General features: G+C 60.7%; 12 protein-coding genes and 1 pseudogene. 12 read left to right on the top strand and 1 reads right to left on the bottom strand.

Annotated elements, in window-relative coordinates:
- The first annotated feature begins 116 nt into the window (after positions 1 to 116).
- The 3 genes from KGA83_RS09115 to KGA83_RS09105 are packed head-to-tail and all read left to right on the top strand — an operon-like array spanning position 117 to position 2,573.
- Entirely contained in the window at positions 117 to 1,136 is a 1,020-nt protein-coding gene (locus KGA83_RS09115) for an aminoglycoside phosphotransferase family protein (protein ID WP_108216899.1), read from the top strand.
- Positions 1,133 to 1,804 (top strand): N-acetylmuramate alpha-1-phosphate uridylyltransferase MurU, encoded by a 672-nt coding sequence (gene murU, locus KGA83_RS09110; RefSeq protein WP_108216898.1) that lies wholly within the window; start codon positions 1,133 to 1,135, stop codon positions 1,802 to 1,804. The genes KGA83_RS09115 and murU overlap by 4 nt, the downstream gene beginning before the upstream one ends.
- Position 1,805: 1 nt before the next feature.
- Complete coding sequence (locus KGA83_RS09105; protein ID WP_223529498.1) at positions 1,806 to 2,573, top strand: TerB family tellurite resistance protein; 768 nt, start codon at positions 1,806 to 1,808, stop codon at positions 2,571 to 2,573.
- Positions 2,574 to 2,697: 124 nt separating this feature from the next.
- Here KGA83_RS09105 and KGA83_RS09100 read toward each other — a convergent pair whose 3' ends face one another.
- Positions 2,698 to 3,687: an alpha/beta hydrolase family protein gene (locus tag KGA83_RS09100; protein WP_108216896.1), complete on the bottom strand. Its 990-nt coding sequence runs from the start codon at positions 3,685 to 3,687 to the stop codon at positions 2,698 to 2,700.
- Between the two features lie 73 nt (positions 3,688 to 3,760).
- Between KGA83_RS09100 and KGA83_RS09095 the strand changes: the two genes are divergently transcribed.
- The 9 genes and pseudogenes from KGA83_RS09095 to KGA83_RS09055 all read left to right on the top strand — a co-directional run bounded on the left by KGA83_RS09095 (position 3,761) and on the right by KGA83_RS09055 (position 13,836).
- On the top strand, positions 3,761 to 6,157 hold the full coding sequence (locus tag KGA83_RS09095; protein ID WP_223529496.1) for a PAS domain S-box protein: 2,397 nt from the start codon (positions 3,761 to 3,763) through the stop codon (positions 6,155 to 6,157).
- A 116-nt stretch (positions 6,158 to 6,273) separates the two neighbouring features.
- Positions 6,274 to 6,903 (top strand): response regulator transcription factor, encoded by a 630-nt coding sequence (locus KGA83_RS09090; protein WP_008051638.1) that lies wholly within the window; start codon positions 6,274 to 6,276, stop codon positions 6,901 to 6,903.
- 361 nt (positions 6,904 to 7,264) lie between these two features.
- On the top strand, positions 7,265 to 8,389 hold the full coding sequence (locus KGA83_RS09085) for an ABC transporter ATP-binding protein (protein WP_108216894.1): 1,125 nt from the start codon (positions 7,265 to 7,267) through the stop codon (positions 8,387 to 8,389).
- Positions 8,390 to 8,436: 47 nt separating this feature from the next.
- Complete coding sequence (locus KGA83_RS09080) at positions 8,437 to 9,480, top strand: ABC transporter substrate-binding protein (RefSeq protein ID WP_108216893.1); 1,044 nt, start codon at positions 8,437 to 8,439, stop codon at positions 9,478 to 9,480.
- Positions 9,481 to 9,662: 182 nt separating this feature from the next.
- Positions 9,663 to 10,910, top strand: coding sequence for an ABC transporter permease (locus tag KGA83_RS09075; RefSeq protein WP_108216892.1), 1,248 nt, complete (start codon positions 9,663 to 9,665; stop codon positions 10,908 to 10,910).
- Between the two features lie 12 nt (positions 10,911 to 10,922).
- Complete coding sequence (locus KGA83_RS09070) at positions 10,923 to 11,747, top strand: ABC transporter permease (RefSeq protein WP_007986034.1); 825 nt, start codon at positions 10,923 to 10,925, stop codon at positions 11,745 to 11,747.
- A gap of 230 nt (positions 11,748 to 11,977) precedes the next feature.
- A pseudogene (locus KGA83_RS09065) lies at positions 11,978 to 12,151 on the top strand (alcohol dehydrogenase); the annotation flags it as partial.
- A gap of 195 nt (positions 12,152 to 12,346) precedes the next feature.
- Positions 12,347 to 13,021 carry a ribulose-phosphate 3-epimerase gene (rpe, locus tag KGA83_RS09060; protein ID WP_223529494.1) on the top strand — a complete coding sequence of 225 codons (675 nt, stop codon included), beginning with the start codon at positions 12,347 to 12,349 and terminating at the stop codon, positions 13,019 to 13,021.
- Entirely contained in the window at positions 13,018 to 13,836 is an 819-nt protein-coding gene (locus KGA83_RS09055; protein ID WP_108216890.1) for a phosphoglycolate phosphatase, read from the top strand. The genes rpe and KGA83_RS09055 overlap by 4 nt, the downstream gene beginning before the upstream one ends.
- Positions 13,837 to 13,872: the final 36 nt, after the last annotated feature.

Here is a 13,872-nt window from a genome sequence, read left to right as displayed (position 1 = left end):
CTTCCTGCGTGCCATCTGCCCGCGGTGTGGGCCGCACGCCTCTCGATGGTCTGAAAAAGATGCTGGATAATAAAGCATGACCCGCTTGACGGCTAGCGCCGTCGGAGACCCTTGCAATGCCTGATCAAGATGTACGCTTGCAACACCTGAAAGTTTGGCTCGATGAACAATTGGCGACCTTTTTTGCCGAGCAACGTTGGGGTGCCGTCCCCCCGTCCACGTTGACTGCGGCCAGCAGCGACGCGAGTTTTCGGCGGTATTTTCGCTGGGAAGGCGGTGGCAAAAGTTTCATCGTGATGGACGCGCCGCCACCCCAGGAAAACTGTAAACCCTTCGTGGATATCGCCTTTTTGCTGGCGAAATCCGGAATAAATGTGCCGAAAATTTATGCCGAAGATCTCGAGCGCGGTTTTCTTTTGCTCAATGACCTGGGCAACAAGACCTATCTGGACGTCATCGACAGCGAAAACGCCGACAATTTGTTCAACGATGCCCTGCGAGCATTGCTGGCTTTCCAGCAGTTGCCGATGATTGCGCCATTGCCGAGCTATGACGTGGCCTTGCTGCGTCGTGAGCTGGAACTGTTCCCCGAGTGGTACGTGAAGCGCGAATTGGGCATTGAATTCGACGCGGCGCAGCAAGTGCTCTGGCAGCAGGTCAGCGAACTGTTGATCGACAGCGCCCTGGCACAGCCAAAAGTCCTGGTGCATCGCGACTACATGCCGCGCAACCTGATGCTCAGCGAGCCCAATCCCGGTGTGCTGGATTTCCAGGATGCGGTGTATGGCCCGGTGACCTACGACGTGACCTGCCTGTTCAAGGATGCATTTCTCAGCTGGCCGCAAGAACGCGTTCACGGCTGGCTCGAAAGCTACTGGCAGCAAGCGGGCGCCCTCGGAATACCGGTTCAGCCCGACTTCGAGGACTTCCTGCGGGCCAGCGATTTGATGGGTGTGCAACGCCATCTGAAAGTCATCGGCATTTTTGCGCGCATCTGCCATCGCGACGGCAAACCGCGTTACCTGGGTGATGTGCCGCGTTTCTTTGCGTACATAGAAGCAGTGATCGCTCGCCGCCCTGAACTGGCCGAGCTGGATGTGTTGCTGGCCAGTCTGCGCGCCGGAGTGAAAGCATGAAGGCAATGATTCTGGCTGCGGGAAAAGGCGAGCGCATGCGCCCGCTGACCCTGACCACGCCAAAACCGCTGGTTCGTGCAGGCGGTGTGCCGCTGATCGAATATCACCTGCGAGCACTGGCCGCGGCCGGGTTCACCGACATCGTGATCAATCACGCCTGGCTTGGTCGGCAGATCGAAGACTACCTGGGCGATGGATCGCGCTATGGCGTGAGCATTCAGTACTCGGCGGAGGGTGAGCCCCTGGAAACCGGCGGCGGGATTTTCCGCGCCTTGCCGTTGCTGGGGGATGAAGCGTTTGTGGTGGTCAATGGCGACATCTGGACCGATTACGACTTCAGTGTGCTGCATCAACCCATCAGCGGCCTGGCGCACCTGGTACTGGCCAGCAACCCGCCCCATCATCCGGCCGGGGACTTCAGCCTGGTCGGAACCCGGGTGACCGACGGGCAGCCGCAAGCCGACACTCTGACCTACAGCGGCATCGCCGTGTTGCATCCGCAGCTGTTCGACGGTTGCACCGCGGGGGCCTTCAAGCTCGCGCCGCTGTTGCGCAAAGCCATGGCTGAGGGGCAGGTGACCGGCGAGCAATTGAGGGGGCACTGGGTCGATGTCGGCACTCACGAGCGTCTGGCCGAAGTTGAAACATTAATAGAAGCGAGCCGCTGACATGCTATGGCCAGGGACTCTGATCGGAGCCGGAGCGGGTTTTGCCATAGCCAGCTTTCCGGGGGCCATGCTCGGCGCATTGTTGGGGCAGGCGCTGGACCGGCGCTTGCACCTGCAGAGCTGGGGGCACTTGCGGGAAAAACTGGGCGGTCGCCCGGTGTTGCGTAACGATGAATTACTGTTTGTCCTGTTGGGGCGCCTGGCCAAGTGCGACGGCCAGGTGATGACCGGGCACATCGATCAGGCCCGAGCGGAAATGCGTGCGCTGGACATGTCCGAGCCGGCCCAGCGTCGTGCGATTGCTGCGTTCAATCGCGGCAAATCGGGCCGCGACCGGCTACGCGGTTATCTGCGTCGCCTGAGTGCCCAGCCCCATGCGGCGGAGGGCGTGTTGCGCGCCTGCTGGCGAATGGTCTGGGCCGATGGTCGTGCCGGCAGCAGCGAGCGTGAATTGATCGGCCAATGGGGCCAGTGGCTGGGCTGGACGCCACACCAGGTGCAGGCGCTGGCCCACGACTATGAGCCGCAGAAGCGGCCATTGGCCAACAGCGTGCCAAGTTATCAGGACGCCTTGAGGCTCTTGGGGGTGTCGGCCACTACTGAACCGGCGCAGATCAAGCGTGCCTATCGGCGTCTGCTCAGTCGCCATCATCCGGACAAGATTGCCGGCAGTGGCGCGACGGCGTTGCAGGTGCGTGAGGCTACCGAGCGAACGCGTGAGCTGCATAACGCCTACACACTGATTCGGGAGCGGCGGGATTTTCGCTAGTAAGGAAGGTTCGCGTTGTTTGTGGCTGCCCCATCGCGAGCAGGCTCGCTCCCACAGGGGATCTTCTAACGCTGGAGATCTGATGTGGGAGCGAGCCTGCTCGCGATGAAGGCGCCTCGGTCTGTCAATTAGCCAGGTTCTGCGGATTCAACCAGCCCCGCACCCGCCGGAACAGTTGCTCCTGTTCGGCCTTGGTATCGGGCAACGCCTTGAGCGCGACCTGGCTGAATGCCGATGACTTCAAGCGCTTGCTGGCCTGCAGGCGTTCCAGTGCTGCGTTGCGATCTGGCGCTTTGTCCTTGTAGTAAATATCCGCGGTCGGCAGTTTCAGGGTCGGGGTCAGCTCCGCCAAACCGGGCTTCGCTGCCACCGGTGTCCGGGCGGCGACCATCACCAGCTTTTCGACTTGCGACGGTTGCTTCTCGCTCAGGTAACGCGTGGCCCAATAGGCGCCGGAACCATGCCCCAACACCACGATACTGCGGGCGCTTTGCTGTTCGGCGAAGGCGAGTGCGGCGTCGATCCGGGCGAAGATGCGCTCGGCATCGGCCTTGGACTGCTCCTCAGTGGTTTCGGCGATGACTTTGTCGGCCACATCGGCCTCGCCTCCGGCTACCTGTTCGATGGGGGCCGCAGTGGTCGAGTCTTTGCTGCCGGTTTCGGGGGCCTTGGGAGCTGGCGCTGCTTCTACGATACGTGGCGCAATGGCATCGCTTTGCAGGTCCGGCAAGGTGATACTCAGGCTGCTCCACTCGGCGTCCGGCAGTTTGCGCCGCAAAGGACCGACCGCTTGCGGCCAGTCAACGGTTTCGCCGGCGCCGGGGATGATAATCACCGCGCCTTTGGGGTCGGCGGTATTGGCCGGTTTCCACAAGGCCAGAAACGTGTCGGTGCCCGCTTGCAGTTGTTGCTGTTCCTGAGCCGGAATTTTTCGCTCAAGTGCAGTCGCTTCTTCCTGACTACGCTCAGGCAACGGCTGACGTTCGAGTGGTTTTTCTTCGGCGGTTTTTTCTGCTGCTGCAGGCGCCGGGTCGGCCGCCTCGACGGAAAAAGCGCATGGCAGGATCAGCGACAGGCACAATGCTGGCAGTGCCAGGCGGTAGACAGGGGGCATCGGATATTCCAGGCCAGAAGTTGTTCCGGCAGCCTAATGGGTTGGTCAGTATTTGTCAGTGTGTGAGAGTTCAATGATGCGTTTACGCTGCCTGTGGGTTATCGGCTGTTTGTGGTTTCCCTTGATGGGTTGGGCGGCGGCCATGCCCCCGGAGCGCGTTGCCCAACTGACTCCGAAACAACAGCACTGGCTGGCGCAGCAGGACGAGTTGCGGGTCGGCGTGGTGTTGCAGGCGCCCTATGCGCAATATGATCGCCGCTTGCAGCGCCTGTCCGGGGTGAATGTCGACTTGATGAAGTGGCTGGCAAAGACCCTCAACGTCGAACTGAGCTGGCGCAACTTTCCCGACCTTGAGCAACTGGAGGCGGCTGCACGCGAGGGCGAAATCGACATCGCCCCGGGGCTGACCCAAACCCCTGGCGGATTGCGCCTCTGGCAGTTTTCCGACCCTTACATGCGAGTGCCGCAACTGGTGGTCAGCGACCAGAAAAGCGCGGGCGCTGTCGAGCTGGAAAAGCTCGACAGCCAGACCCGCGTTGCCGTGCGCATGCCCAGCGCCATCGCCGATTACCTGCGTAGCAACTATCCGCACCTGAATCTGCAAGGCGTCCCGATGGAGCGTCAGGCATTGCAATTGCTGACTGGCCAGCAGGCGGGTTATGCGGTGGTTGATGAGGCGCAATTAGGGCGCCTGTCCGTCGAGCCGGAGTTCGCCGGGTTGGTGGTGGTCGGGGATGTCGGCTTGCCGCAGCTGCTGCGAGTGGCCACGCGCCGCGACAAGCCGGAACTGGCGGGCATCGTCGAAAGTGCATTGCGGGCTATCCCGGCCAAGGACCTGGAGCAATTGCACAATCAATGGCTGCAACCCAAGTACCCGCGGCTCACCGAGTCCCCGGGTTTCTGGCAAAACCTCTGTTTATTGCTGGCCGTGCTGGCGTTGAGCTGCATGGCCATCGTGTTCTGGCAGCGTCGCCAGCAGCACAGCCTGGAACAACGCTTGATGGCCGCGCAGGAAGACATTGCCTTGCGCGCCGCCAGCGAAGAGGCATTGCGGCTCACCCAGTTTTCCATCGATCAAAGCACCGTCGGTATCCTCTGGGTCAACTGGGACAGCCACGTGCGCTACGCCAACCGCGCGGCGGAAAGCATGCTTGGCTATTCGGCTGGTGGGATCATCGATCGGCCCTTGATCGATTTCGAACCCAGCCTGCACATGGACCGCTGGCTGAACCTGTGGAAGCGCGCCCGGGCCAGTGAAGAAGGCCCGCAAAGCTTCGAAACCAATTGCGTGCGCGCCGACGGCAGCATTCTGCCGACCGATGTCTCGTTGAGCTTTCTGCGCTTTCGCGATGGCGAATACCTGGTGGTTTACCTCAACGACGTCACCGAGCGGCGCCGCGCCCTGGCCGCCTTGCAGGAAAGCGAGGCGCGGCTGCAAGGCATCGCCGCCAATGTTCCGGGGCTGGTATTCCGCCTGGAGCGAGCGCCGGTGACCGGTCAGATCGACTTTGCCTACATCAGCGAAGGCAGCGAAAGCCTGGTGGGTTATTCGCCGGCCACGCTGGCGCATCGCGACAAAGGTCTGCGCAGCCTCGTGCATCCGGATGACAGGGCCAGCTATCACCAGACCCAGGATCATGCGCTGGATACCGACAGCGACTGGTCGTGGCAGGGGCGAATTCTCACGCGCCAAGGCGAGCAGCGCTGGGCGGAAATCAAGGCCATCACCCGTCGGCTGGAAGACGGAGCCTATGTCTGGGACGGGATCGTCTGGGACATCAGCGAGAGCAAGCGCATCGAACTGGAATTAGCCAGCTCCCGGGAACAACTGCGTGAGTTGTCCGCGCACCTGGAAAGCGTGCGCGAGGAAGAAAAAGCGCGCATTGCCCGGGAAGTTCACGACGAGTTGGGTCAGATGCTCACAGTGTTGAAGCTGGAAACGTCCATGTGCGAACTGGCTTACGCGCAGCTTGATCCGGGTCTGAACGAGCGCTTGAACAGCATGAAGCGCTTGATCGCTCAGTTGTTTCAGTTGGTCCGTGATGTGGCCACGGCATTGCGACCGCCGATTCTCGACGCTGGCATCGCCTCGGCCATAGAGTGGCAGGCCCGCCGATTCGAGGCGCGCACGCAGATCCCGTGTCTGGTGCAGGTGCCGGACAATTTGCCAGTGCTCAGCGACGCCAAGGCTATCGGCCTGTTCCGGATCCTTCAGGAAGCGCTGACCAATGTCATGCGCCACGCCCAGGCGCATACTGTTGAACTGACGCTGGCGCTGGAAGGTGACGAGTTGTGTCTGACAGTCAGCGATGATGGCGTGGGATTTGTCGCCGCGCCAGGCAGGCCAACATCCTTTGGGATCGTCGGCATGCGCGAGCGGGTGTTGATCCTGGGCGGCGAGTTGTCGCTGGAGAGTGAACCGGGTGAGGGCACGACATTAGAAGTGCGCGTGCCTTTGGACGAAGCCTGAAGATTTTTTGGTGTCTGTGCCGACGCTTTTGCGAGCAGGCTCGCTCCCACAGGGGGAACGCATTCCAAATGTGGGGGCGAGCCTGCTCGCGATAGATCTTGAATCTGGAGAAGTCTGTGATCCGTGTACTGGTAGCCGAAGACCACACCATCGTCCGTGAAGGCATCAAGCAGCTGATTGGCCTGGCCAAGGACCTGCTGGTGGTGGGGGAGGCGAGCAATGGCGAGCAGTTGCTCGACACCTTGCGTCATGTGCCCTGCGAAGTGGTGTTGCTGGACATCTCCATGCCGGGCGTCAACGGTCTGGAAGCGATTCCGCGGATTCGCGCGCTGAACAATCCGCCGGCGATCCTGGTGTTGTCGATGCACGACGAAGCGCAGATGGCCGCCCGGGCGCTCAAGGTTGGAGCGGCGGGTTATGCGACCAAGGACAGCGATCCGGCACTGTTGCTGACAGCCATTCGCAAAGTGGCGTCTGGCGGGCGTTATATCGACCCGGAACTGGCCGACCGCATGGTCTTCGAGGTCGGCCTGACCGACTCGCGTCCATTGCATTCGCTGCTCTCCGAGCGCGAATTTTCAGTGTTCGAACGCCTGGCCCAGGGCGCCAACGTCAACGACATCGCCCAGCAACTGGCGCTGAGCAGCAAAACCATCAGCACGCACAAGGCGCGGCTGATGCAGAAGCTCAACATCACCTCGTTGGCGGAACTGGTGAAGTACGCGATGGAGCACAAGCTCCTCTAAACAACACCGCCTTACACTGTGGGAGCGAGCCTGCTCGCGAAGGGGCCCGATCAGTCAATATTGATACCGACTGACAGTCCGCCTTCGCGAGCAGGCTCGCTCCCACAGGGATCTCCATCAGTCATTGAATTGTGCACATATCCAATAGCGACGTGCCTGACGAGCTGCTTTTGCCGTGACTTGTGGCTTGCAGCCAACCACTCGCCGCTGCATTTGCCAAAACACGCCATCCTTGTAGGGCAATCCCTACCCACAACCTTCCATCCGGCTGAGGCGAATCTCTCTTGCCCCCCGATTTGCGCGGTCCCCAGCGTCCACTAGGCTTAATCCCACAGCAGTCATCAATAACAAAGGTGTGGGTATGAGCCAGGTCGATTCAAGTGCAGGGGCCAATGATGTTCTGGTCAGCTTTCGTGGAGTGCAGAAGAGCTACGACGGCGAGAACCTGATCGTCAAAGACCTCAACCTGGACATTCGCAAAGGCGAATTCCTCACCTTGCTCGGACCGTCCGGCTCCGGCAAGACCACCAGCCTGATGATGCTCGCCGGCTTCGAAACGCCGACCGCGGGCGAAATCCTGTTGGCGGGGCGCGCCATCAACAACGTGCCACCGCACAAGCGCGACATCGGCATGGTGTTCCAGAACTACGCATTGTTCCCGCACATGACGGTGGCCGAGAATCTGGCGTTTCCGCTGACCGTGCGCGGCATGAACAAGAGCGACGTCAGTGCCCGGGTCAAGCGGGTGCTGAGCATGGTCCAGCTCGATGCCTTCGCCCAGCGCTACCCGGCGCAGCTTTCCGGCGGTCAGCAACAGCGTGTGGCATTGGCCCGTGCGCTGGTGTTCGAGCCGCAACTGGTGCTGATGGACGAGCCCCTCGGCGCACTCGACAAACAACTGCGTGAACACATGCAGATGGAGATCAAGCACCTGCACCAGCGCCTGGGCGTCACCGTGGTCTACGTGACCCACGATCAGGGCGAAGCCTTGACCATGTCCGACCGTGTGGCGGTGTTCCATCAGGGCGAAATCCAGCAGATCGCGCCGCCGCGCACCCTCTACGAAGAGCCAAAGAACACCTTCGTCGCCAACTTCATCGGCGAGAACAACCGCCTCAATGGCCGCCTGCACAGCCAAACCGGCGACCGTTGCATTGTCGAGCTCGGACGCGGTGAAAAGGTGGAAGCCCTGGCGGTTAACGTCGGCCAGACCGGTGAGCCGGTGACCCTGTCCATTCGTCCGGAGCGAGTGAGCCTCAATGGCTCCAGCGACCAATGCGTCAACCGCTTCTCCGGGCGAGTCGAGGAATTCATCTATCTGGGCGACCACGTCCGGGTTCGCATGGAAGTCTGCGGCAAGACCGACTTCTTCGTGAAACAACCGATTGCCGAGCTTGATCCCTCGCTCGCCGTCGGCGACGTGGTACCGCTTGGCTGGGAGGTCGAACACGTTCGCGCGCTCGACCCACTTCTAGAGGCGAACTGATCGCCCCGCAATACCAACACCAACCCTGCACGTGGAGAGAACAATAAATGTTGAGATCCCTGAAATTCACCGCTTTGGCACTGGGCATGATGGGCGCGACACACGCAATGGCGGCCGGCCCGGACCTGACCGTGGTGTCCTTTGGCGGGGCGAACAAGGCGGCTCAGGTCAAAGCCTTCTACGCACCGTGGGAAGCGGCAGGTAACGGCAAGATCGTGGCCGGTGAGTACAACGGCGAAATGGCCAAGGTCAAGGCCATGGTCGACACCAAAAGCGTGTCCTGGGATCTGGTAGAGGTTGAGTCGCCGGAACTGTCCCGTGGTTGCGACGAAGACATGTTCGAGCAGCTCGATCCGAAGTTGTTCGGCAAGAACGAAGACTACGTCAAGGGCGCCATCCAGCCTTGCGGCGTGGGTTTCTTCGTGTGGTCGACTGTACTGGCCTACAACGCCGACAAGCTGAAAAGCGCACCGACCAGTTGGGTGGATTTCTGGGATACCAAGCAGTTCCCGGGCAAGCGTGGCCTGCGTAAAGGTGCCAAGTACACCCTTGAATTCGCACTGATGGCCGACGGCGTTGCGCCGAAAGACGTCTACAAAGTGCTGGCCGGTAAAGACGGTCAGGACCGCGCATTCAAGAAGCTCGATGAGCTCAAGCCGAACATCCAGTGGTGGGAAGCCGGCGCACAACCGCCGCAATATCTCGCTTCCGGCGACGTGGTCATGAGCTCGGCCTACAACGGTCGTATCGCTGCCGTGCAGAAAGAAAGCAACCTGAAAGTCGTGTGGAACGGCGGTATCTACGACTTCGACGCATGGGCCATTCCGAAAGGTCTGGACAAGGCACGGGCCGAAGCGGCGAAGAAGTTCATCGCTTACTCGGTGATGCCACAACAGCAGAAGACCTACTCGGAAAACATCGCCTACGGCCCGGCCAACACCCAAGCCGTACCGTTGCTGTCCAAGGATGTCCTGAAAGACATGCCGACCACCCCGGAAAACATCGCCAACCAGGTGCAGATCGACGTCAGCTTCTGGGCTGACAACGGCGAGCAACTGGAGCAGCGCTTCAATTCCTGGGCTGCCAAGTAAGACCGCACCGCGGGCTTACGCTGTAGGAGCGAGCTTGCTCGCGAAAGCGGTGGGTCAATCAACACAGATGTTGAATGTGCTGGCCTCTTCGCGAGCAAGCTCGCTCCTACAGGTTGCGGTGTTTCAACACAACAGGGGCGGTTCGCCGCCTCTGTAACGATCAAAGATTCCCGGAGTACGTCATGGCTATCGCCGTTCCCCTGAACGAGGGCACCAGCCCCACCTTGAAGCAGCGGCTCAAGCACGCCGAGCGGGTCAACCGCTGGAAGGCCCAGGCGTTGATCGCGCCGCTGGTGCTGTTTCTGTTGCTGGTGTTCCTGGTGCCGATCGTGGCGCTGCTCTACAAAAGCGTTGGCAACCCGGAAGTGGTCGGCGGAATGCCGCGCACCGTGACCGCCATCGCCAGTTGGGACGGCCGCGGCCTGCCCGCTGAACCGGTTTACAAAGCGGCGGCCGAAGACCTCGCCGACGCTCGCAAGAACCAGACCCTGGGCGATCTGTCCAAGCGCTTGAACATGGAGCTGGCCGGCTACCGCAGCCTGCTGACCAAAACCGCCCGCGCCTTGCCGCTCGCCACTGAGCCGGCCTCTTATAAAGAAGCGCTGGAAGGCCTCGATGAGCGTTGGGGCGACCCGGCCTACTGGCAAGCGGTACGCCGCAACACCAGCAGCATCACTCCGTATTACCTGCTGGCGGCCGTCGATCATCGCATCGACGACCTCGGCGAAATCGCTCCCGCCACCCCGGATCAGGCGATCTACCTCGACATCTTCGCCCGCACCTTCTGGATGGGCCTGATCATCACCGTGATCTGCCTGGTGCTGGCGTATCCACTGGCTTACCTGTTGGCGAACCTGCCGTCGCGCCAAAGCAACCTGCTGATGATTCTGGTGCTGTTGCCGTTCTGGACGTCGATTCTGGTACGGGTCGCGGCGTGGATCGTGTTGCTGCAATCGGGTGGCTTGATCAACAGCGGCCTGATGGCCATGGGCATCATCGATAAGCCGATCGAGCTGGTGTTCAACCGCGTCGGTGTCTACATCTCGATGGTGCACATCCTGCTGCCGTTCATGATCCTGCCGATCTACAGCGTGATGAAAGGCATCTCGCCGACCTACATGCGCGCCGCGATTTCCCTCGGCTGCCATCCGTTTGCCAGTTTCTGGCGGGTGTACTTCCCGCAGACCTATGCCGGTGTCGGCGCCGGTTGCCTGTTGGTGTTCATCCTCGCCATCGGCTACTACATCACCCCGGCATTGCTGGGCAGCCCGAACGATCAAATGGTCAGCTACTTCGTCGCCTTCTACACCAACACCAGCATCAACTGGGGCATGGCGACCGCACTCGGTGGATTGTTGCTGCTGGCGACTGTGGTGCTTTATCTGATTTACAGCTGGCTGGTGGGCGCGAGCCGCCTGCGCCTGAGCTAAGGGGAGAACGAAATGCTGAGTCCTTATATGTCGCCCATCGAACGGGTGTGGTTCTACAGCTTGCGGATTCTCTGCGGCTTGATTCTGTTGTTCCTGATCCTGCCGGTACTGGTGATCATTCCGCTATCGTTCAACTCCGGCAGTTTTCTGGTCTATCCGCTGCAAGGCTTTTCGCTGCACTGGTACCAGGACTTCTTTGCCTCGGCGGAATGGATGCGTTCGTTGAAGAACAGCATCATCGTGGCCCCGGCGGCGACGGTACTGGCCATGATCTTCGGCACGCTGGCGGCGATCGGCCTGACCCGAGGCGATTTTCCAGGCAAGCCGCTGGTGATGGCGCTGGTGATTTCGCCGATGGTGGTGCCGGTGGTGATCATTGGTGTGGCCAGTTACCTGACCTTCGCTCCACTGGGATTCGGCAACAGCTATACCTCGCTGATCGTCGTGCATGCGGTGTTGGGTGTGCCGTTTGTGATCATTACCGTGTCGGCGACGTTGCAGGGGTTCAATCACAACCTGGTGCGGGCCGCTGCGAGCCTGGGCGCTTCACCGTTGACCACGTTCCGCCGTGTGACCTTGCCACTGATCGCGCCGGGCGTGATCTCGGGGGCGTTGTTCGCCTTCGCGACTTCGTTCGATGAAGTGGTGGTGACGCTGTTCCTCGCAGGCCCTGAACAAGCGACCCTGCCACGGCAGATGTTCAGCGGCATCCGCGAAAACCTCAGCCCGACCATCGCTGCAGCCGCGACGCTGCTGATTGCCTTCTCGGTGATCCTGCTGCTGACCCTGGAATGGCTGCGCGGGCGAAGCGAGAAACTGCGTACTGCGCAGGTCTGACGGATCACCCGATCAACTGTAGGAGCGAGCCTGCTCGCGATGAACTTCAACGACAACGCGGGAAATCTGACACCCCGCGGCGCTCTCAGGTTCATCGCGAGCAGGCTCGCTCCTACAGGTGTTTTTGGTGGTTTTGGGCAGGGCCGGTCATTCACGACCTGAATGGAAGACAACCCGCAATCCCCAGCTACGATTGTGCCCAGCTCCCCTACCTACAAGAGACTGCGCACATGAGTCTTTCCTCTTTCAAAATCGCTCACAAACTGATCACCGGCGCAGGTGCCATCGAGTAATTGTCTGCCGAGCTGGCGCGTCTGGACATCGACAACCCACTGATCGTCACTGATGTCGCATTGGTGAAATCCGGCACAGTAGAACTGGCACAGGTGCAGATTGGCGAACGCAGATCGAGCGTTTGATTCCTAACAATCCTCGTAAGTTGAGTGCCGTCGATATCGAAAAGATCTATCGCGCGGCGTACCAGGGCTTCTGCCGTTGATGGGTGATGGCAAGGTCCAATCATCGCGCTCACGGTGCGCGCGTCAAAGTATGAGGTATACAATGCGCGCCATCGTGATTCTGCTCAGAAAAGGTGCGTCATGCAGCCCTTCGTAATTGCTCCGTCGATTCTCTCCGCCGACTTCGCCCGCCTGGGTGAAGAAGTGGACAACGTCCTGGCCGCCGGCGCCGACTTCGTGCATTTCGACGTCATGGACAACCACTACGTACCGAACCTGACCATCGGCCCGATGGTCTGCTCGGCACTGCGCAAGTACGGCGTGACCGCGCCGATCGACGCGCACCTGATGGTCAGCCCGGTGGACCGCATCGTGGGCGACTTCATCGAAGCTGGGGCGACTTACATCACCTTCCACCCGGAAGCCACCCAGCACGTCGACCGCTCTCTGCAATTGATCCGCGAAGGCGGCTGCAAGTCGGGCCTGGTGTTCAACCCGGCGACCCCGCTGGACGTACTCAAGTACGTGATGGACAAGGTCGACATGATTCTGCTGATGAGCGTCAACCCGGGTTTCGGCGGGCAGAAGTTCATCCCCGGCACCCTCGACAAACTGCATGAAGCGCGGGCGTTGATCGATGCCTCCGGCCGTGACATTCGCCTGGAAATCGACGGTGGCGTGAACGTGAACAACATTCGCGAAATCGCGGCGGCCGGTGCCGACACCTTCGTCGCCGGCTCGGCCATCTTCAATGCGCCAAACTATCAGGAAGTCATCGACAAGATGCGTACCGAACTGGCGCTGGCTCGCCCATGAGTGGCTTTGAGCAGCTGTTCCCGGGGAAACTGCCGCGGCTGGTGATGTTCGATCTGGACGGTACGTTGATCGACTCGGTCCCGGATCTGGCAGTGGCTGTGGACAAGATGCTGCTCAAACTCGGTCGTAAGCCCGCCGGTCTGGACGCGGTACGCGAATGGGTCGGAAACGGCGCGCCAGTGCTGGTGCGTCGTGCGCTGGCTGGTGCTATCGATCATTCGGCGGTCGATGACCATGAGGCCGAACGGGCGCTGGAGTATTTCATGCAGGCTTATGGCGAGGGCCATGAGTTGACCGTGGTTTACCCCGGTGTGCGCGACACGCTCAAATGGCTGAAAAAGCAGGGCGTCGAGATGGCGCTGATCACTAACAAGCCAGAGCGCTTCGTCGCACCGCTGCTGGACCAGATGAAAATTGGTCGTTACTTCCGCTGGATTATTGGCGGCGACACCCTGCCACAGAAAAAACCCGACCCGGCCGCGCTGTTTTTCGTGATGAAAATGGCCAACATTCCGGCTTCGCAGTCGTTGTTCGTCGGCGATTCGCGCAGCGATGTGCTGGCGGCGAAAGCGGCGGGGGTCAAATGCGTGGCCTTGAGCTACGGCTATAACCACGGCCGGCCGATTGCCGAAGAATCGCCGGCACTGGTGATCGACGACCTGCGCAAGCTAATTCCCGGTTGCCTCGCTACGGCCGCTGAGATAACGTTGCCCGACGCTTCTCAATTCCTTTCTGGAAACGCCATCGTGGTGGTCACTCGCAAACTCTGGATGAAAGTCATGAAGGCCCTGGCCCGCTGGCGTTGGCGCGCCTGACTTGATTCTGGCCGATTATCCGGCGCGTTTGCATAC

Source organism: Pseudomonas sp. GL-R-19 (assembly GCF_019956375.1).
Taxonomy (GTDB): Bacteria; Pseudomonadota; Gammaproteobacteria; order Pseudomonadales; family Pseudomonadaceae; genus Aquipseudomonas.
Note: the sequence above shows the minus strand (reverse complement) of the source record. Positions and strands in the feature narration are given on the sequence as shown.